Annotated in this window: 18 protein-coding genes; 7 read left to right on the forward strand and 11 right to left on the reverse strand. The window is 57.3% G+C overall.

Features of this window, described 5'->3' with window-relative positions; genetic code table 11:
- Positions 1-14 precede the first annotated feature (14 nt).
- Complete coding sequence (locus ACS0RQ_RS04260) at positions 15-995, forward strand: type IV pilus twitching motility protein PilT (protein ID WP_271849731.1); 981 nt, start codon at positions 15-17, stop codon at positions 993-995.
- On the opposite strand, the gene ACS0RQ_RS04265 is transcribed toward ACS0RQ_RS04260, so the two are convergent.
- On the reverse strand, positions 992-3250 hold the full coding sequence (locus tag ACS0RQ_RS04265) for an FAD-dependent oxidoreductase (RefSeq protein ID WP_271849732.1): 2259 nt from the start codon (positions 3248-3250) through the stop codon (positions 992-994). The genes ACS0RQ_RS04260 and ACS0RQ_RS04265 overlap by 4 nt on opposite strands.
- Before the next feature lie 71 nt (positions 3251-3321).
- Here ACS0RQ_RS04265 and ACS0RQ_RS04270 point away from each other — a divergent pair, with 71 nt between their 5' ends.
- Positions 3322-4014 (forward strand): IclR family transcriptional regulator domain-containing protein, encoded by a 693-nt coding sequence (locus tag ACS0RQ_RS04270; protein ID WP_039078018.1) that lies wholly within the window; start codon positions 3322-3324, stop codon positions 4012-4014.
- Positions 4015-4160: 146 nt separating this feature from the next.
- Here the strand turns inward: ACS0RQ_RS04270 and ruvX are convergent, their stop codons facing one another.
- The 10 genes from ruvX to ACS0RQ_RS04320 all read right to left on the reverse strand — a co-directional run bounded on the left by ruvX (position 4161) and on the right by ACS0RQ_RS04320 (position 13316).
- Positions 4161-4577, reverse strand: a complete 417-nt coding sequence (ruvX, locus tag ACS0RQ_RS04275; protein ID WP_039078017.1) for a Holliday junction resolvase RuvX — start codon at positions 4575-4577, stop codon at positions 4161-4163.
- The gene (locus ACS0RQ_RS04280; protein ID WP_039078016.1) at positions 4577-5140 is read right to left on the reverse strand and encodes a YqgE/AlgH family protein; all 564 of its coding nucleotides are present in this window, start codon (positions 5138-5140) and stop codon (positions 4577-4579) included. The genes ruvX and ACS0RQ_RS04280 overlap by 1 nt, the downstream gene beginning before the upstream one ends.
- Positions 5141-5331: 191 nt before the next feature.
- On the reverse strand, positions 5332-6279 hold the full coding sequence (gene gshB / locus ACS0RQ_RS04285; RefSeq protein WP_108700646.1) for a glutathione synthase: 948 nt from the start codon (positions 6277-6279) through the stop codon (positions 5332-5334).
- Between the two features lie 12 nt (positions 6280-6291).
- Entirely contained in the window at positions 6292-7023 is a 732-nt protein-coding gene (gene rsmE, locus ACS0RQ_RS04290) for a 16S rRNA (uracil(1498)-N(3))-methyltransferase (protein ID WP_039078014.1), read from the reverse strand.
- Positions 7024-7158: 135 nt separating this feature from the next.
- A complete protein-coding gene (gene endA / locus ACS0RQ_RS04295) occupies positions 7159-7854 on the reverse strand; it encodes a deoxyribonuclease I (protein ID WP_271849733.1) in 696 nt (231 codons plus the stop codon).
- 95 nt (positions 7855-7949) lie between these two features.
- The gene (locus ACS0RQ_RS04300; RefSeq protein ID WP_271849734.1) at positions 7950-8450 is read right to left on the reverse strand and encodes a SprT family zinc-dependent metalloprotease; all 501 of its coding nucleotides are present in this window, start codon (positions 8448-8450) and stop codon (positions 7950-7952) included.
- A 79-nt stretch (positions 8451-8529) separates the two neighbouring features.
- The gene (locus ACS0RQ_RS04305) at positions 8530-9351 is read right to left on the reverse strand and encodes an alpha/beta fold hydrolase (protein WP_071195988.1); all 822 of its coding nucleotides are present in this window, start codon (positions 9349-9351) and stop codon (positions 8530-8532) included.
- A 47-nt stretch (positions 9352-9398) separates the two neighbouring features.
- Complete coding sequence (locus ACS0RQ_RS04310) at positions 9399-11027, reverse strand: MFS transporter (RefSeq protein ID WP_334632651.1); 1629 nt, start codon at positions 11025-11027, stop codon at positions 9399-9401.
- Positions 11011-11436 (reverse strand): DoxX family protein, encoded by a 426-nt coding sequence (locus ACS0RQ_RS04315; RefSeq protein ID WP_271849736.1) that lies wholly within the window; start codon positions 11434-11436, stop codon positions 11011-11013. Before ACS0RQ_RS04315 ends, ACS0RQ_RS04310 begins: the two co-directional genes overlap by 17 nt.
- Positions 11437-11441: 5 nt before the next feature.
- A complete protein-coding gene (locus ACS0RQ_RS04320) occupies positions 11442-13316 on the reverse strand; it encodes an amidohydrolase (RefSeq protein ID WP_271849737.1) in 1875 nt (624 codons plus the stop codon).
- A 335-nt stretch (positions 13317-13651) separates the two neighbouring features.
- Here ACS0RQ_RS04320 and ACS0RQ_RS04325 point away from each other — a divergent pair, with 335 nt between their 5' ends.
- The 5 genes from ACS0RQ_RS04325 to ACS0RQ_RS04345 are packed head-to-tail and all read left to right on the forward strand — an operon-like array spanning position 13652 to position 20905.
- Entirely contained in the window at positions 13652-14341 is a 690-nt protein-coding gene (locus ACS0RQ_RS04325; protein WP_039078007.1) for a hydrolase, read from the forward strand.
- A 59-nt stretch (positions 14342-14400) separates the two neighbouring features.
- Positions 14401-14652 (forward strand): DUF1427 family protein, encoded by a 252-nt coding sequence (locus tag ACS0RQ_RS04330; RefSeq protein WP_271849738.1) that lies wholly within the window; start codon positions 14401-14403, stop codon positions 14650-14652.
- 2 nt (positions 14653-14654) lie between these two features.
- A complete protein-coding gene (locus ACS0RQ_RS04335; protein ID WP_079497176.1) occupies positions 14655-14909 on the forward strand; it encodes a XapX domain-containing protein in 255 nt (84 codons plus the stop codon).
- A 26-nt stretch (positions 14910-14935) separates the two neighbouring features.
- Positions 14936-15307, forward strand: coding sequence for a response regulator (locus ACS0RQ_RS04340; protein ID WP_271849739.1), 372 nt, complete (start codon positions 14936-14938; stop codon positions 15305-15307).
- A 9-nt stretch (positions 15308-15316) separates the two neighbouring features.
- Positions 15317-20905: an ATP-binding sensor histidine kinase gene (locus ACS0RQ_RS04345; protein WP_499079262.1), complete on the forward strand. Its 5589-nt coding sequence runs from the start codon at positions 15317-15319 to the stop codon at positions 20903-20905.
- Positions 20906-20910: the final 5 nt, after the last annotated feature.

Raw genomic sequence — 20910 nt, forward strand, 5'->3', positions numbered from 1 at the left:
TCCCAGGTGGCTTTATGGATATGGAAAAAATAGTGGAGCTTAGTGTAAAGCATAATGTCTCGGATCTACACCTGTGCGATCGCCGTCCACCACGGTGGCGAAGGCAAGGACGGCTGGAAGCCGCACCCTTCGACGCGGTGGATATTCACGCGCTGCTCGCCGAAAGTTTAAACACGCAGCAGCAACAGCAGTGGCAGGCGTGCGGACAGATAGATTTTGCCCTCAGTACCCCAGGGGTTCAACGCCTTCGCGCCAGTGCGTTTTTACATCACGAAGGGGTGTCGCTTGCGCTGCGCCTGTTGCCTGACACCTGCCCGACGCTGGATATGCTGGATGTGCCCGCCGTTATCCCTGAATTACTAAGGCGCGACAACGGTCTTATTCTGGTTACCGGGGCGACGGGCAGCGGTAAATCCACCACGCTGGCGGCGATGGTGGATAACCTTAATCACCATCTCGACGGGCATATCCTGACCCTGGAAGATCCCGTGGAGTTTATCCATACGAGTAAACGTTGCCTGATCCAACAGCGGGAAATCGGCCCGCACTGCGCCTCGTTTGCGGCGGGGTTACGCGCGGCATTACGCGAAGACCCGGATGTCATTCTGCTGGGGGAATTGCGTGACAGCGAGACCATCCGCCTGGCGTTGACTGCCGCCGAAACCGGGCATCTGGTGCTGGCAACATTACATACACGCGGCGCACCGCAGGCTATTGAACGGCTGGTGGACAGTTTCCCCGCCCAGGAGAAAGATCCGGTGCGTAGCCAGCTTGCCGGAAGCCTGCAGGCCGTATTGTCCCAGCGGCTGGCGGCAGACAGGCAGGGCGGACGTGTGGCGCTGTTTGAACTGCTTATCAATACACCTGCGATAGCCAACCTTATCCGTGAAGGGAAAAACCACCAGTTGCCCGGCGTGTTACAGACCGGGCAGCAGGCGGGAATGCAGACCTTCGACCAAAGCCGTCAGCAACGGCAGGCGCAGGGGCGACTTTAGCGGATGTTCAGTGCGTAAACCGCCGGTAAAGCGCCTGCGGTGGCAATGATCTCCAGACGTACATTTTGCGCGGTAATGGGGGTAGATAACCGGTGTTCACGCACGGAGTGGTGGTTATTTGTTTCCTCGGCCAACAGGGTGTCATCGGCCCACAGACGATAGTGGGTGATGCAGTGCGGCGTCACCGGCAGGAAATGGCCCATCTGCACGGTTTCCATGGCGTTATCGAAATCGTTGTCCTGTACCAGAGTCATGCTGGTGAAGGTTTGTGGCGCATCCCAGTGCCAGCGTAATACCGGTTTGACGTCATCGGCGGCAGGTACCCAGGCATTGGCCTGTTGCTCGGGGCGCAGGCGGCCATTAAGCACATTGTCGGCGCGATAGCAGCTTAACGGCTGGCTAAAACGCAACGCAGGCATTACCTGATGTGGGCGACGGCGCGGCAACCAGAAGTCAAACTCATCGACGCCATAGTCGCCATCTACCACCTGACGGGTATGTTTGGCGACGCGGGCATTCAGGCTATTAAAAACGGTCATAATGCCGGGCAGGTGGGTGTCGGTGAGGGCAATGTCCACCTGTTCACACGCTCCAAAGGCGATAAAGACATACTGATCGCGCTCGCTTTGCCACGGGAAATGGACCGTCTGCGCCTGCTCGCCCTCAACGTACAGCGTTGTGCTGGCGTACTGATAATCGGGCGTGAAATTACCGCTGCGTGCGCTGCCCAGAAGCGAGATCTCAAGTGGCTGCTGAGAAGCGGAACGCAGGGTAAAGGTCATGTCGGGCAATGACTCCCCGGCTTTGACAGGCAGCAGCAGCGCCATTCTTTCGCCGAGCGAATGCCAGTGGCCGTTAGGGGCAAGCGTACTGAGAGCGTATTCACTGCTGGCGGTGACCGACGCGCCGAGTGCCGGGTCCTGTAACCACTGACGGGGAATGTAGCAACCGCTGGCCTGCAACCGCTGTTGCAACTGGCCGACATTATCCCGCTGGGCCAGCTCTGCCGGGGTGATGTCATGCGTTTTACACAGCGCGGCAGCGCGGCCAACGACCTCGCCCAGCAGACCGCAGGTGCACATCACCCGGGCGCTACCAAAGGCAACGTGAGAGGCGGAAATAAGCCGTCCGGTCAGGAAGAGATTATCCAGCGAGCGGCTGTAAAGGCTTCGCAGTGGAATGGTATAGGTGCCTTTACTGTGAAACTGGCGACAGCCATCATGGGTGCTGTAGACCCCGTCCGCCGGATGCAGGTCGATAGACCAGCCGCCGTAGGCCACGGCATCATAGTGGTCGCGCTGTTCAATGATGTCCTGCTGGCAAAGCAGATGATCGCCCATAAAACGACGGCTTTCGCGTTTACCGGGAATGGCGCCAACCCATTCGATGGTCATGTTGGCCGCTTCCGGGAACTCGCCGGAGTTTTTAATGTAATCCCACACGCCCCAGACGATTTTCCACAACTCCCATTTGATCTCTTCACTCTGGTGAATGGTGTCCAGCCGTCCGCCCCATTCCAGCCACCACAGGTCGCAACCATTGAGGGTGGATGTCAGGCGTTTGTAGCGGGGAATCGCGGTAATATCTTTTAATGCGAACGAAGGGGGAACAAAATTCACCGGGCCGTTCGTCTGTTTGGTGTAGAAATAGATCGAGTGCCCGAGCTTGTGGCCGAAGTTGTCGCCGGGGGCCATTTTTTCCCCCAGTTCGTCCACCTCTTCGGCGCCTTCGCGGTACTCTGCCCCGGCCAGAAAGCCCAGCACGCCATCCCCCGTTGCGTCGCAAAACTGGTCGGCGGTGACGGTATAAAATGTCTCGTTGATGGCGTTAAAGGCGCTGACCTGGGTGAGGGTTCGCTGGTTTTTCTCCAGTTCGTAAATCGTGGTATTGAGCAGCAATGTCAGCCCAGGCTGGCTTTTTGCCATATCCAGTAGCACCAGGTCGAACATAACCGGGTTGCCCTCTTTGTTGCGCCAGAGATTCTCTTCGAGGATTTCTCCCATGATGCCGCCTTCACGCGCCCAGCGGTTATTGTTGCCCATATGCGATGTGGCGCCGTTGGCCCACAGGCGAACTTCGCTGGACGCATTGCCGCCGAGTACCGGTCGGTCCTGGATCAACACGACCTGTAGCCCGTCCCTGGCGGCGGCGAGCGCAGCGCAAAGACCCGCGAGGCCACCGCCCGCTACCAGAAGATCGGCATGCAACTGTGCAGAGGGAAAGGTTCTGGACGCAGTTTGCGGATAGATGTTCATACCTTGTATCCTTCTTTACTGAACTGACGGTAAAATCGAAAATTCCTGCCACCTGAGAGATAAAGCCTGTTATGTCCTCACAACCGAACCAAAGCCTGATTGATGGCATTCGCTGCCTGCAGTACCTGGTCTCCAGCGGCCGCGCGATTGGCTGTCGCGAACTGGCGCGTCTGATGGGCATAAATACTACCCGTGTAAACCGGTTGCTGATGACGATGGCGTCCATCGGCCTGACGATGCAGGATGAGCAGCGTCGTTACCTTCCCGGCCCCGGCATTCATGCGCTGGCGGCACAAGCGATACGCGGCTCGGCCCTCTTTTCCCAGGCGCTCCCCCTGCTGGAAAGCTACGCGCCCAAAGATATCGTGGTGGCAATGGGCGTGCTCTGGGAGGATCAGGTGATTTATATCTATCACTCTGAACCCGGTAGCCAGATGAGCCAGGCGCTGGCCGGTTTTCATATGCTTCCTGCATGGCAGTCGGTCATCGGTATGTCGCTCCTGGCGGCAGAGAGCGATGAAGAACTGCAAAAACGTTTTGTCGACGAACAGTGGCAGCAACTTGCGCCTCATATCGCCCAACAGCGTGAGCTTGGACGCGTGGTCTGGCATCACGATGACGGCGAGGTATCAATGGCGAAGCCTCTTGGCGCGCACTCTGCCGCGCTGGCGTTTGCCGGTATGTGGCAGGTTGACGACGCTGTCATTGATGAACGCCTGAGCGAACTTCACACCTTGGCACGGCGTCTGACACAGAAACCCTGACGCATTTCATTCCTGACTAATGTTTCTTTTATAGAAACATTGGTGAAAAAGCAAAAAGCACGCCCTGGAAATGTGAGGGGGATCGGGGGATTGCGTTTTGGGGAAGGGAGAAGACAAAAAAGGCTGAGCGGCGCTCAGCCTGAGAATTACAGATGCTGCTCGAAGTAGCTTTCGAGGATGATAACCGCAGAGGCAGAATCAACACTGCCTTTATTCAATGCACGAAAACCGCCGCGCTCAAACAGACCCGCCCGGGCTTCTACCGTACTCAGCCGCTCATCATGCAAAATAATTTTTGCGCCGAAGCGGCCGTGGATTTTATTGGCGAAGTTGCGCGCACGCGCGGTCAGGGGCTGCTCTGTGCCATCCATATTCAGCGGCAGGCCGACAATAACGGCTTCCGGCTGCCACTCTTTTAACAGCTTCTCGATAAGCTTCCAGTCCGGCGTCCCGTCTTGCGCTTTCAGAGCATTCAGCGGGCGCGCCGTACCGGTCACACGTTGTCCGATGGCGACGCCAATACTTTTGGTACCAAAATCAAAGGCCAGCAGGGTTCCGCTCATCAGGCATGTCCCGCCACGCCCGGCATGGTCGAAATATCAATGCCGATAAGTTTTGCCGCTTCCCGCCAGCGGTCAGCGATAGGCGTTTTAAACAGGATATTTTGATCTGCAGGAGCGGTAAGCCAGGCGTTATCCAGGATCTCCTGTTCAAGCTGGCCTTTTTCCCATGAGGAATAGCCCAGCGCGACCAGCACGTCCTTAGGTTGATCGGCCGTGCCCAGGGTCTCCAGAACATCGCGCGAGGTAGTGATCACGGTGTTATCCGAGACGCGAATGCTGGAAGAGAAGCTGGCAGGCGGCGTGTGCAGAATAAACCCGCGATCTTCCGCCAGTGGGCCGCCAAGCAGCACGGGTTTATCCAGACGAATGGCCGGATCGCGTGCTTCCGGGTTAATTTTCAGTTTCTCCAGGACGCTTTCAACTTTCAGGTTTTCCAGCGGCTTATTGATGATAAGCCCCATGGCACCGTCTTCGTTGTATTCGCAAATATAAACCACCGATCGCCGAAAAAGGGGATCATGGAGAGCAGGCATGGCAATAAGAAAGTGATGCTGTAAATTCATTGTCAGAGGTTCTGTTTCCTGGTTCAAAAAAGCAGCAGCCTAGTATGAGGGGAAAGCTGCACGCTGTCACTAGCCAGACTTTGGAGTTTATGAGCGGGTTCCCTCCCGCCATCCCTTTACCTGCAATAATTCGCGCTGTCTGTGCCCTGGCACCTTTGAGCAACCCGAATTATCGAGGGTAAATATATTTATTATTTCGCCAGGCGTTTTTCGATTGCGTCCATCAGCATGCCGGTAATAGAGATCGGGAACTCCGCCTCGATCTCGCGCACGCAGGTGGGGCTGGTGACGTTAATTTCGGTCAGACGGTCGCCAATGATATCCAGACCGACGAAAATCAGCCCTTTGGCTTTCAGCGTCGGGCCGACGCGGCGGGCAATCGCCCAGTCGCTTTCGGTCAGCGGACGCGGTTCGCCGCGGCCACCGGCGGCCAGGTTACCACGCGTTTCGCCACCCTGCGGGATACGCGCCAGGCAGTATGGAACCGGCTCGCCATCCACCACCAGCACACGTTTGTCGCCATCTTTGATAGCCGGCAGATAGTTCTGCGCCATGCAGTAGCGGGTGCCCAACTCGGTCAGCGTTTCGGTGATAACCCCCAGGTTCGGATCACCCTCTTTGACGCGGAAAATCGAGGTGCCGCCCATGCCGTCCAGCGGCTTGAGGATGATATCGGTATGCTTTTGCCAGAACGCTTTAAGCTGCGCTTTATTGCGCGTCACCAGCGTTTCCGGGGTCAGGTCAGGGAACCAGGCGGTAAACAGCTTCTCGTTACAATCGCGCAGGCTCTGCGGCTTATTGACGATCAGCGTGCCTTTTTCTTCCGCACGTTCAAGGATATAGGTGGCGTAGATAAATTCGGTATCGAACGGCGGATCCTTACGCATCAGCACTACATCCAGCGAGGCGAGTTCGATATCCTGCTCGCCGCCAAACTCGTACCATTTGTCGTAGTTTTGCTCGACGGAAAGCAGACGGGTACGCGCACGGGCTTCGCCGTTGATCAGGTAAAGATCCGCCATTTCCATATAGTGCAGTTCGTAGCCACGACGCTGCGCTTCGAGCAGCATGGCGAAGCTGGTGTCTTTTTTGATATTAATCTGCGCGATGGGGTCCATCACGATGCCGAGCTTAATCATAGGCTTCTCCGTTTAACCCAGATCGCCAAAACGCACCTGCAGCGCGGTAATGGCGGTAAGGGCAGTTGTCTCTGTGCGCAATACGCGGGGTCCCAACAGAATATCAGTAAACTGGTAGCGCGAGGTCATGGCGATTTCGTCTGTCGTCAACCCGCCTTCCGGGCCAATCAGTAATCGTACGCGTTCCACCGGCAACGGCAGAGTATTAATGCTCTGGCTGGCGCGCGGGTGAAGATTCAGCTTAAGGCCGTTCTCTTCTTCTGCACACCACTGTTCGAGATCCATTGCCGGGCGAATCTCAGGAATACGGTTACGACCACACTGTTCACAGGCGGCGATGGCGATCTTCTGCCACTGCTGAATCTTTTTATTCAGGCGCTCGGCATCCAGTTTAACGCCGCAGCGCTCAGAAAAAAGTGGCGTAATGAGGCTTACACCCAGTTCGATCGATTTCTGGATAGTAAATTCCATTTTCTCGCCGCGAGACATCACCTGGCCCAGATGAATATGCAGCGGTGACTCCCGATCGTCCACCTCTCCCTGGGTCACCTTAACGATAACGCTCTTTTTATCGGCGCGGGTGATTTCGGCGTCAAACACCTGGTTCGAACCGTCAAAGAGCTGAATAGCCTGCCCCTGGCCCATACGTAATACGCGGCCAACATGGTTTGCCGCATCGTCGGCGAGGGCGATTTCAGTGCCAGTCTGGATGAGTTCAGGGTGGTAGATGCGTGGGACGCGCATAGTTCAGATTTCCGTGTGAAGTGTGGCGCATTTCCCCTCACCTTAACAGGTCGCGATTTGCGGCCTCTCCCTTGTAGAGAGAGGGGGGGTGAGGGGCAATACACCTGCAAAATTTACAATTGCCGCTAGTGTAGGTTAGCTCTTTCGCGCCATGCAAGCGCGCTGCACGTAAGGGTTATGATTCCCCTGGACCTGAGCGATACGTGACTCACGCGTACATTCCCAGTCGGTCACCGGGTAGAGTTTATCCCAGGCGGTAAAAAGCTGTGTCTGCTGGCGCGACAGGGTGAGCTGATACTGATCGCGCATATAGAAGTAGGTGCGGGCAATCACACCACGGGCGCTGGCAGGCGGCTCGGCCAGTTTGGCCTTGAAGTCGATCTTCATTTCACAGCGCCCGTACTGGCCTTCGCCACCGTTCCACTGGCCGTACATAAAGTTGCCGCGATCGGCATTCACTTCACCCACGGCGGGTTGCAGGTTGTGCATATCGCTTTCCATCTTGCGATAAACAGGGTCTTTAGCGCAGTTTTTCCGCCCGCCATCCTGCCAGCACTGACGCTGATGGCCGAATTGCCAGGCCGGGACAACATGCTCCCATTCAATACGGCTGGCGCGGTTTTCATTTTTGCGCACCTTATAACCGCAGGAGTCCAGATCGACCACCCCTTTTTTTCCCTGCCACTGAATTTTACAGCCGCAATAAAAGTCGCCCGGAACGTCGGCGTTGACTTTAACCCCGGCGGCTTTGGCCTGCGCGAAGCTATTGATGCCGTCCGCCAGTACCGGCGCGCTGAGGATAAGCAGTAAAGATGAGATAACGCGTAACATTGAAAACTCCCTGTCAACTGGAGTGCGCAACGTAGCGGAAGCGATTGTCAGATGCAATCAGTTGGCGCGGAAAACATTCTTAATGGTTCATGTAATTAGCGCTCAGGTACCAGCGCTTCGCCGCACTGTACGCAGCGATAGGTGGTCTCACCGCGCACCACACGATTGTGTCGCCGCACGGTCAACTGATGCTGCTGGCACTTGCAGCGGTAGGGAAAGGTATTGGGCCGCACCGACTCCAGTTCAAACTGGTGAGTACGGCGCGCAGGAACGCCGAGCACGCTTTCCATCATCCATTTCCACTCTTTACCGTGTGGCGGAACGCGGCCGAAATGTTTCCACACCAGCAAATGCGCCAGCTCGTGCGGCACCACCTCGTCGATAAACGCCTGTTGGTTTTCCATCAGCAACACGGGGTTCAGGCGGATTTCATACGTATTGAGCCAGGCCGTGCCTGCCGCTGTGCCCCGTTGCTGATAAACCAGTTTGGGTTCCGGATAGTTACGCTCAAGTTTCTGATTGGCCAGGGCAAGTTTTTCCCGCAGGCTGCGCATGACGGCCTGCTGTATAGCGATGGGGAGACGGGAGGTTTTCATAATCGCAGAGGATAGGGCGGGGAGCGGGGGAGTGCAAGAAAAAGCCTCCTCCGGACAGGGAGCGAGGCTTCATTCTGGTTTACAGCGATTGCAGGAAGGTCAGCAGATCGTTGTTCAGTTGATCCTGATGGGTGACCGCAAAACCGTGCGGCGCGTTGTCATACACTTTTAACTGCGCGCCCGGGATCATTTCTGCAGCCACTTTACCGGTCGATTCAAACGGTACGATCTGGTCGTTGCTGCCATGGATCACCAGCGTCGGCACGTCAACTTTGGCAATATCCGAACGGAAATCGGTCTCGCCGAAAGCCGTGACGCAATCAATGGTCCCTTTGAGTGAGGCCAGCAAAGCAATGTTCAGCGTCTGAGTCAGGACACCCTGGGAAACCGTCTGCCCGGCGTTAATGCCATAGAACGGCGTGGCGAAATCGCTGATAAACTGCGCCCGGTCTTTGCGTAGTCCGTCGCGAATGCCTTCGAAAACGCTGGCATCGACACCCTGTGGGTAGTCCGCCGTTTTGCCGAAAATCGGTGTCACCGCACCCAGCAGAACCAGCGCTTTTACGCGCGCCGTGCCGTAACGACCGATATAGCGCGAGACATCGCCGCCGCCCATGGAGAAGCCCACCAGCGTCACATCCTGCAGATCAAGCGTGGTGATGAGATCGTTAATGTCGGAGGCGAAGGTGTCGTAGTTGTACCCTTCCCACGGCTGGTCGGAGCGGCCAAAACCGCGGCGGTCAAAGGCGATGACGCGATAGCCCCGTTCGGCCAGGAAATTCAACTGGCTGTCCCACATATCGCCATCCAGCGGCCAGCCGTGGCTAAACAATACCGGTTTTCCCGCGCCCCAGTCTTTGTAATAAATCTGCGTACCGTCCTGCGTTTTGATTGTGCTCATACGTAAATCCTCACTGTCGCTCTTGCTTGGGTTGATGTGGGTAACTGTTACATTATGGGTGCTATCAGATAACGTGCTTCGGGAAGATGTCCGCCGCGATGGAAGGCCTGTACCTTACTTTGAATCAGCAGGTCATTTACCGTGTGGCGCTCCAGTTGGCGCAGATGTTCAATCCAGGTGCCGACCACGAACGACTCCACAAAGACGCCGGGGCGCTGGATATCCTCATACACAGACCAGCTCAGTGCCCCGCCGCGTACCCGCACCCGGCGAATCTCCTGGATACAGACGACGAAACGGGAGACATCCTCGGGATCGATCAGATATTCATACATCACCATGACCGGGCCACGTTCATGTGAGATATCGAGCGCCTGGGCATTACTGTCGATATCACGAATGTCCAGATTGAGGTCAGGATCTTTATTCAGTTGCCAGCGCAGCACCGTCAGGCTTGCCAGCAGCATGCCCACTGTTGCCACGCACAATGAGGCAGGAATACTAAAGTGCGATGCCAGTTGGCCCCAGATGGCGCTACCGAGCGTCATCGAGCCAAAAAAGACGGTCAGATAGACCGCCAGCGCGCGAGCTTTCACCCATTTGGCGGCGCTACGCTGCGCCCCGACATTGAGGGTAGAGAGCACCGCAATCCAGGCGAAACCGGTTAAGAATTCAAACGCATTGAGCAGCCAGAAATGACGGATAAACGCCAGCGCCAGCATGCTGATCGCGAAAATCACGCTGTTAATCACCATCAGCCGGTCCGGGTTGAAGCGCTTACGTAAACGCGGTAGCACAATCGCACCGCAAATCGCCCCCAGGCCGATACAGGCCAGCATGATGCCGTAACCGCCAGGCCCAAGGCCCAGTTCACGGCGGGCCACCAGCGGCAACAGCGCCCAGCCTGCGCTGGCGAAGGTAAAGAACGCCACGGTACGCACCAGCACGTTACGCAGTACCGGAGCGGCATGCACATAGCGCAGCCCGGCGCGAACGGCGGGGAAAAAGTGCTCCGGCGGCAGGCGCTGAATCAACGGTTCTGCTTTCCAGCGCCACAGCACCCAGGCGACGCCCAGCACTGATGTCGCATTGAGCGCGAATACCACCCACGGTCCGGCAAAAGAGAGGATCAGCCCGCCCAGCGCCGGGCCGATGGCGCGGCTGATGTTGATGCCAAGCGAATTCAGCGCGATGGCCGGGGCCAGTTCGCGTTTTTCCACCAGGTCCGGCACGATGGCCTGAAACGGCGGAGAACTCATGGCCGCGCCAGTGCTTAATAAGAAGGCCGCAACCAGCAGCACCGTTGGCGTTACTAACCCGGCAAAAGAGAGCAGGGTTAGCCCGCTGGCGGCAATAAACACCCACAACTGGGAAAACAGCAGATATTTGCGTCGGTCGACAATGTCCGCCATCACCCCGGAAGGGAGGGCGAAGAGAAACATCGGCAGACTGCTCGCCGCCTGAACCAGGGCCACGGAAAGCGGGTTGGCGCTTAACGTCAGCATGGTCCAGTTCACCCCCACATCGTTCATCCATGAACCGATGTTGGAGACCACCGTGGCAATCCATAGCATCCGAAATACCGGCTGGCGCAGTGGCTGCCAGGAGGACGCGCCAGCGGATGCGGCAGACGGGGTTTGTACCGTCGCCGCGTGAACATCATTGACTTGCGCCATGCCTGAACTCCTGGTTGCCTGGCATACTTACCCGCCATTTACCCGGGCCGGTTAATGCCAGCGTGGTGAAGATGATGAGCAGCAGCCAGCCAAATTGCCCTTCCGCGATACTCCATTGCGGGTGCACAGCCAGCATGGCAACCAGCAGCACGCCAATAATCGGCAGACAGGCCAGCCGCGTGCCAACACCGAGAATGATGAATATCGGACATACCACCTCTGCCAGAATGGCAGGTAGCAGGCTGAACCAGGGGCCAAAGCCGAACGGATCCTCAATGCGGGTGAGCTCTTCATGAAAATTCAGCACCTTCGGCAGACCATGCACATAGAGCAGCAGCAGCCCGCCGGTCAGGCGCAGGAAGAACAGCCCCGCATCAATTCGGGGCGACATCAGCGTTGTATTTTTCATAGGCATCAGAACGCAAAGCAGCTACAGCCGAGCGCGCCCCAGAAGGCGTTATCGTCTGAAACCGGAATGGACGATCCGCGTGCCACACCGTGCTGGTGGTTATGCACGCCGCAGGGGCCGCTACAGTGGTGTGCGGCGGGCATCATGCCGACACGTGTTTGCTGTGGCGGCGCGCTGCGGTAGTGACCCGGCACGTTGACCACCGGCGACCACTCCGGCAGCACCGGAATTGCAGGCGGGGCTTCTGAGCTGAAACCGCCAGCGGCATAGACGATATTGCCATTGACTACGGTCAGTACCGACTCAATGCCTTTGATCTCCTCTTCCGGTATGCGGAAATAGTCCTTGCTCAGCACGGCGAGGTCAGCCAGTTGGCCCACTTTAATCTGGCCTTTTTTGCCCTGCTCGCTTGAGAACCAGGCGCTGCCTTGTGTCCAGAGCATCAGCGCGGTGTCGCGATCCAGGCGCGCATTAACATCGTACATCTGCATACCGCCGACGGTGCGCCCGGAGACCAGCCAGTACAACGCAGTCCACGGATTGTAGCTGGCCACGCGGGTCGCATCGGTTCCCAGCCCGACCGGTACGCCGGTTTCGAGCATTTTCGTCACCGGCGGCGTGTGGCGCACCGCGTCCATGCCATAACGTTCCGCGAAGTACTCACCCTGAAACGCCATACGGTGCTGCACGGCAATACCGCCGCCCAGCGCTTTGATGCGGTCAATGTTTTGCTGGGTCACGGTTTCTGCGTGGTCAAAGAACCAGTGCAGGCCATTGAACGGAATATCGCGGTTCACGCGCTCGAATACATCGAGCATACGGCTGATGGATTCGTTATAGGTGGCGTGCAGGCGGAACGGCCAGCGGTGCTCGACCAGATGGCGCACCACGCGCTCCAGCTCATCTTCCATGCCAGGCGCGAGGTCCGGGCGCGGTTCAAGGAAATCTTCAAAATCCGCGGCAGAGAAGACCAGCATTTCACCCGCGCCGTTGTGACGGAAGAAATCGGTGCCCTGACCCGGTGTCAGCATGTCGGTCCATTTCTCGAAATCTTCCAGCTCATGGCCGGGGCTCTGGGTAAAGAGGTTATAGGCGATGCGGATAGTCATCTGCTCTTTGGCGTGCAGTTCGCTTATCACTTCATAGTCTTCGGGGTAGTTCTGGAAGCCGCCACCCGCGTCGATAGCGCTGGTGAGGCCCAGACGGTTTAGCTCACGCATAAACTGGCGGGTGGAGTTAACCTGCTGTTCCAGTGGCAGTTTCGGCCCTTTGGCCAGCGTGGCATAGAGGATCATGGCATTTGGCCGCGCAATCAGCATGCCGGTGGGATTGCCGTTGCTGTCGCGCTGGATCTCTCCTCCTGGCGGGTTCGGCGTATCTTTGGTGTAGCCAACAACGCGCAGCGCGGCGCGGTTGAGCAGGGCGCGGTCATAGAGATGAAGGATAAAGACCGGGGTATCCGGCGCGGCGTCGTTGATCTCCTCCAGGGTCGGCATCCGGCGTTCGGCAAACTGGAATTCGCTCCAGCCGCCCACCACGCGTACCCATTGTGGCGAGGGGGTGCGCAGCGCCTGTTCTTTCAGCATCCGCAGGGCGTCCGCCAGCGACGGTACTCCTTCCCAGCGCAGTTCGAGGTTATAGTTGAGACCGCCGCGAATCAGGTGCAGGTGCGAGTCGTTAAGCCCTGGAATAGCGGTGCTGCCTTTGAGATCCACCACTTTGCTGCCGTCGCTGTGATATTCCATTACTTCGGCCTGGGAGCCTACCGCCAGGAATTTGCCGTCACGGATGGCGACCGCCTCTGCAACCGGGTTTTCCCTGTCTACCGTATGAAATTTGCCGTTGAGTAATATCAGTTCAGCTTTGCCGAGCGAGACCATAAATCCTCCTGTCTGAGACATCCGAAGCAGGCATAATCCCGCCGGACGATAAGATGCGATGCTCCGTCAGAACAGAGCGTGGAAGTGGGAGGGATTATGGTGAGCTGGCGAAAACGGCGTCTAGTTATACGAAGGTATACCTATACGAACGTATAGTTATACACAGAGATAATAGTTCTCATTTCTGACAACTCTTACTATCCGTCCCGACAGCAGCGTCCGGGACGAACATCATTTCGCCTGTTTGAGCAGCGCGAGAATACCCCGGTCACTGTCAGCAAAACGTCCGCTCCCCTTTCACGGGAAACTGCTACTTAACGACAACGGGTATTCTTATGACCAACGCTAAGCTTGAAGTACTGACTCCCCAGAATTGCCAGATTATTTTTATCGATCAGCAGCCGCAGATGGCGTTCGGCGTGCAGTCTATTGACCGCCAGGTGCTGAAAAACAATGTTGTTGGCCTGGCGAAAGCGGCAAAAGTTTTCAATATTCCGACCACCATCACCACCGTTGAGACGGAAAGCTTCTCCGGAAATACCTTCCCTGAACTGCTGGACGTATTCCCCGAGCATGACCTTCTTGAGCGTACATCCATGAACTCCTGGGATGACCAGAAAGTGCGTGATGCGCTGGCGAAAAATGGTCAAAAAAAAGTGGTGGTATCCGGCCTGTGGACGGAAGTGTGCAACAACACGTTCGCCCTGTGTGCCATGCTGGAAGGCGGCTATGAAATCTACATGGTGGCTGACGCTTCCGGCGGTACCTCGAAAGAAGCACATGATTACGCGATGCAGCGCATGATTCAGGCGGGTGTGATCCCGGTGACCTGGCAGCAGGTGTTGCTGGAGTGGCAGCGCGACTGGGCGCATAAAGAGACCTACAACGCGGTGATGGATATCGTCAAAGAACACTCCGGTGCTTACGGGATGGGCGTTGATTACGCTTATACCATGGTGCACAAAGCGCCAGCGCGTGCCAAAGGTGCGCACCGTACTCTGGCGCCGGTGCCAGCCAATAAATAATGTGCAGGGGCGGCGCGTTAGCGTCGCCCGGTTCTGAACCCGATAAGGGGAGAATGACCATGAGTACAGCGCTCATTTCCCTCGGCGCAGGGGTGTTTATTGGGCTGGTCTATGCTTTGCTGAACGTCCGTTCGCCAGCCCCGCCGGCGGTCGCCCTGGTGGGGCTGCTCGGCATGCTGGCGGGAGAGCAGGCGATCTCTGCGCTGCGCTCACACCATGAACCCCAGGCCGCCCTAAGTCAGCCGCAGGCCGCAGTGCAAACGGCGGACAACGCGACCCCTTCTCCACGCCGTCATCCAGAGGCAGGCTAACCATGTTGAAATCGTACGTAATTTCCCTGGCAACGGGCCTGTTAGTGGGTGTTATCTATGGCGCAATGCAGGTTCACTCACCCGCACCACCGATCGTCGCCCTGCTGGGCCTTTTTGGTATGCTGGTCGGCGAACAGCTGATTCCGCTCGCCCGTCGACTTCTGCGCCGCGAGCCGGTGACAATGGCCTGGTTTCGTCATGAATGTGTGCCCAAAATCAGCGGCACGCCACCTCCTGACGACAAACGCGCCCCTTAGCCTGAGGGCAGACAGAGGAGTACGGCATGAGGCTGTCACCGCGCATTGTCATTATTGATGATGAACGTTCCGTCCGTAGTGGATTAAGCAACCTGCTCCAGTCGGAGGGGTACGACTCTGACGCCTTCGACTCTGCGGAGGCATTTCTTCATCATGAATCCGCGCTGTCTGACGCATCTCTGCTTATTATTGATATCAAGCTCAAAGGCATGAGTGGCCTGGACCTGTATCGCCGGGTAGCTCTACTTTCCGCACCGCCGCCGGTGATTTTTATCTCCGGACATGAAGATGAAAACCTGTCGCGTTATGCTCCAGAGTTCGGGGGCGTTACGCTACTGCGTAAGCCCATTAAAATTGAAACGCTGCTGGAACAGATCCGCCGCGAACTCTCTGTGTGAGGAGCGCTAATGAGCGAGAAACTTTCTGCTGCCGGTAAAATGATGGATGGTGAGGTTGTCACCTTAACCGATGACATCATTTTCACTCCGCTGACGCAGGAAGGAGGGATCGCCTGGACACTTTGCCAGCCGCTACACTCCGGCAGCAGCTTTATTCTTGCCTGCGCGGCCGTATCAAGCGATGAAGCCGCGTTTCATACCACCCAACGCTTAAAAAATGAATTTGCGCTGCGCAGGCGGCTCTCTGACGCATGGGCGGTAAAGCCGTTCAGCAGTACCAGTTATCATGGACATTACGCGCTGGTCTATACGCCATTTCCTTTCCGCACGCTTGCACAACTGCCCCGGCTGCGCACCCGAAGCATTGCCGATTTTCTTTCCGTTGCCATTGGCCTGTGTGCCCCGCTACGCCAGATGCATGCGCAGGGGTTGATGCACAGCGATATCAAACCCGGCCACTTTTTTATCGACCCCGGCGGCGCTTACCGTCTGGGCGGTTTTGGCCTTGCCAGCGAAGGGACGGATGCCTTTGACCCGTCTCGCCTGACGGAACCTGGCGGTACGCTGGCGTATATGTCGCCGGAGCACACTTCCCGTACGCCGGACAGGGTCGACAGCCGCAGCGATCTCTATAGTCTTGGCATTGTGCTCTACGAGTTGCTGACCGGCGAGCTGCCTTTCGATCTCAGCGAGGGCGGGCAGGCGGAATGGGCCCATCACCATATTGCCTCCGCTCCCAGACCACCACGGCAGGTACGCTCATCGGTTCCGCCAACGCTGTCGGATATTATTTTGCGACTGCTGGAAAAATCGCCGGACCATCGTTACCAGACGGTCGACGGGTTGATTGCCGACCTGCGTCGCTGCGAGGCTTCGCTGGCCAAAAATGGTGAAATTACGCCGTTTATTCCCGGCTTGCAGGACCGGGTTGCCGCGCGTCTGCAGCCGGACCCGCTTTTTCTCGACCATCCGCAGCACCATCAACTGCTGACGGTATTTGACCGGGTGGTGGAAAGTGGCGCGCATGCCCTGGTCACGATCGGTGGACCGCCGGGCTGCGGTAAATCTTCACTCATTGCTTCGGCGCTCAGGAAGCTGCAACAGCGGCAGGCGTTACTCGCCGTGAGTAAGGCCGACCAGTATTCGCCGGTTCTGCCTTATACGGTCATTGCCTCTGCGTTTCGCGCATTGACGCTTTGGTTACTCGGCCAGGGCGCGGAAGAGGTGGCCCGCTGGAAAATGCGTTTAACACGGGCGCTTGGCGTTCATGCCGCGCTGGCGGTCAATCTGGTGCCGGAGTTAGGTCTACTGCTTGAAAACCCACCCCTGGCTGTTGTGAATACCCAGGCGGCGGATAGCCGAATGCGTTTCAATATGATGGCGCATCGGCTGGTTGAGGCGTTTGCCACCCCGGACCGACCGCTGGTTCTGCTAATTGATGATATTCACTGGATAGATCAGGCCAGCCTGCATCTGCTGGAACACCTTATCAGTTGCAGTGAGTCGTTGCCGTTGCTGCTGGTGGTTTCGTACGCTGACAGCGGTGTGTTTGCGGATGCCAGCGAACAGGCGCTGTTGTCGACACTGCGCGTCGGTGCCCGCTATACCGTCGAGCTGCGGCCTGAGCCGTTGAGCGTGAAAGCGGTGTCGCGATGGCTGGCGGAACTGTTGCAGACGCGGGCCGCCTGCCTTGGCGAACTGGCGGCGCTGATCCACGAAAAAACCGGTGGTAACCCACTCTTTACCCATGAGTTTATTCAGCGCATCGTCAAAGACGGGCTGATTACCCATCACAAACAGCACGGCAAGTTGCACTACGACGCACAGGCGATCCGTTCACGTAATTACACGGAAAATGTGGCAAGCCTGGTCCTGCAACAACTGGCAGAGATGCCCTCCCTGACGCGCAAACTGCTGGGTTGTCTGGCCTGCGTGGGAGGAAACGGTAATCCCGCACTGCTCAGCGCAATGCAGAAGATAGCGCCGGAGCTGCTACATGAACATCTGCTGCCTGCGGTTGCCGCCCGACTGATCGGCCGCAGCGGCGACCAGTATGCCTTTACCCATGATCGGGTGCAGAAGGCGGCGCAGGCACTGCTCGAAGCGGATGATATTTGTCATCTCAATTTTGCTGCCGCGCGGTTCTTTACTGAGGCCGTGTCACAAAATGACAGCAATGAAAATCTGTTTCTGGCGGTCCACCACATTGCGTCATCCATCGACTGTATTCGCTTATCTCCCGAACGCGACCATTATCGTGCGGTCTGCCGTCTTGCCGCGCAGCGCGCCCGGTTGACCGGGGATTACGCCTCGGCGGTGCGCTATCTGCGTACAGCGCGGTTATTGAAAGACGATGCCCTGATGACCGCGCCTGATGAGGATTTCGCGCTCGCTTTTGAAGAGGCGGAGTGTGAGTTTTTGCAGGGTAATCTTCCATCTGCGCTGACCCTGTGTCATCAACTTCTGCGCGCGCCCGGCAGCTTGCAACAAAAGGCGATTACCGCAGGCATGATGGCGGAAGTGCAGATGCGACAGTCGGATATGAGCCTTGCGCTGGAGACCGCACTGGCCTGGCTTGCGGTGTTCGGTATTCACCTGAGCCGTGCGCCGACTGATGCGGAGTGCGACGAGGGCTGGCAAATCATTGAGGCCCGTCTTGGGGATGAGCCGGAGAGCCATTTTCGCCAGCTTGCGCGGATTAATAACCCCGAGGCAGAAGCCGTCATCAACCTGATGCTCAGCGCCAGTATGTTTGCCGCGTTTACCGCCCCGCGCCTGCATTTTCTTTTACTCTGCCGGGTCATACTGATGACCCTGGAGCATGGCGTTAGCGGCGCGTTTACCACGGCGATTGCCTGGTACGGCGTCATGATTGGTTGTCGCTATCATGCCTACGAAAAGGGGTACAGGTATACGCTGCTGGGGCGCGATTTGGTTGAGGAGCAACCTCTAACCCCCTTTATGGGCCGTACCTTTCTGGCGGTGGATTTGTGCAGTGCCTGGGTGAAGCCGCTTAGCGTTGCGGTGGATCACGCTAAAGCGTGCTTTACGGCGGCGGTCGAGCACGGGGATTTAACCGCCGCCTGCTTTATTATCCGACATCAGACCATGAACTTCCTGATCCGTGGCGATCACCTCGACGGGGTGCTGACGACCATAGAAGGTGGGCTGAGTTTTATCCGCAAACTACGTTTCCCGGATGTCGAGGTCATGCTTCTTATCCAGCGTCTGTACGTTAACCATTTGCGTAGCGCCGGTTCGGGCAATTTAAGTGGTCATAACCTCTATTCCGAGGCGCTCCTGAACGCGACCAATAAGCATGAGAGTCAGCCGATACCGCTGACCATTTTCTGGTTCTGGCTCTATCAGGGAATGGCCCATTTTATGGCGGGTGAGTATGACGATGCTTCCCGTTGCCTGGAAAAGGCGGCCCCGGTAGCCGATATGGTGCCGGGTTATCTGCATCTGCTGGATTACCATTTCTACAGCGCCCTCTCACTGGCACAGAGGGTGACGCCGGCAACCGTGACGCCCGCACAGCGGGAAACCCTTGTCGCCCATTATGACGTTATTGCACGCTGGGCTGAGCATAACCCGACGACCTTTGCCGACAAGGCGGCGCTGGTGCGTGCGGAGCTGGCGAGACTGGAGCAGACCAACGATATCGCCATCGCCTGGTACGAAAACGCGATAGCCCTTTCCGCAGAGACTGAATGCCACCCGGTGAACGGGCTGGCGTGCGAACTGGCCGGGGGTTTTGCCAAAGCGATGGGCTGGCATGTAGCCGCAGACGGCTATTTCAAAAATGCTTTCTCCGCCTGGCGGCGCTGGGGGGCGGTGGCAAAACTGCGTCAGCTTGAACGACTGTACCCCCATCTGGCCTCCTCAGGGCCACGTTCGCCTTATGACACCATCACTTTCGCGCAAAATGAAATGATGCACGACCTGGAAAGTGTTTTGCGGGCGGTGCGTGCCATGACCGAGGAGATTGACCTCGACCGCCTCGTCCATACGTTGATGACGATGTTACTGGAGCGGGCGGGGGCACTGCGTGGGCTCTTGATTCGCATCCTTGATAATACCATTCCCGAAACCCAGGCGTGGGCGGAAACCTCCTCGGAAGGGGTGAAGGTACAGATTGTCCGGGAGCGCCCTTCGGCTACCGATATGCCGCTGTCGGTACTGGCGGCGGTGATGCGTACCGGGCAGGAGATTCGTATCAGCAAGTCTGAGTTGTTCGGCCCGTTCAGTCAGGATCCCTATCTGGTAACGTCCGGCGCGGGCATTATGTGCGTACCGATGCATAAACAGGGCAAACTGGTAGGGGTGCTGTATCTGGAAAATCGGGTAATGCCGGAGATTTTCACCGCCGGGCATTCGCGTATCGTCAGGATGCTGGCGGCGCAGGCGGCGGTTTCGCTGGAGACTGCGCGCCTTTATGCCGAGCGAGTCGAAGAGAACGTGCAGCGTCGCCGGGCGGAAAAAGAGCTACGCGCCAGCCAGACCTCGCTAATGCTTGGGGAGAAAATCAGCAATACCGGTACCTGGCGCTGGGAACTGGAACAGGATGTGATGTTTGTTTCCGACGAGTATGCGCGCATTCTTGGCCTGCCCGACCATCAGCGTACATTATCAATGGCCGACTTTATGACGCTGGTGCATCCGGAGGATTTCCCACGGATCAACACGCTGGTTAACGATAGTGTGCGTAATGGCGTCTCCATGCGGGCGGAGTTTCGTATTTTCCGCCCGGACGGGGAATGCCGTTATATTCTGGGCGTGGGCAACCCGGTGGAATATGAGGCTAACGTCGCGGAGTATTTCGGCGTTATCACGGATATCACGGCGCGTCGCCAGTCTGAGGATGCGGTTCGCGTGGCGCAGGCCGATCTCGCCCGTGTTTCCCGCGCGACCACCGTTGGTCAACTGACGGCCTCTATCGCCCATGAGATTAACCAGCCGCTGATGTCGATTGTGGCCAATGCGGGCGCCAGTCTGCGCTGGCTGAGCCGCGAGCCTGCAATGCTCGGTAATGCGCGCGCAAGCCTTGAGGAGATCATCAGCGAGGGAGAGCGGGCGGGTAATATTATCCGCGGCTTGCAGGCGCTGACGCGCAACCAGACCTCTGCCTGCACGCGCATTAACCTGCATCACCTTGTCTGCCATATTGTGGCGCTGTCGCGCAGCGAGCTGGAACGCCAGGAGATCGCATTGCATTACCATCTTGCGGCGCAGGATGCTGAGATTTTTGGCGATAGCGTACAAATACAGCAGGTGCTGTTAAACCTGATCGTCAATGCGATTGATGCCATGGCGGGGATAGATGATCATCCGCTAATGCTGACGGTGAGTTCAGAGAATCCGCAACCTGGTAAAATTCGCCTGGCCATCGCCGATACCGGCGTAGGCTTTACGCCCGAAGTGCAGAAGCGTCTGTTTGACTCCTTCTATACCACCAAGGAGCAGGGCATGGGGATGGGGCTGAGTATCAGCTACGGCATTATTGAAAAGCACGGCGGTAAATTGACGGCGGAACCTCGCCAGCCTTGCGGCAGTGTCTTTACCTTTACCTTGCCGACACACCCCGCTGAAGCCTGAACCTG

It is taken from the genome of Phytobacter diazotrophicus (assembly GCF_052061655.1).
Taxonomy (GTDB): Bacteria; Pseudomonadota; Gammaproteobacteria; order Enterobacterales; family Enterobacteriaceae; genus Phytobacter; species Phytobacter diazotrophicus.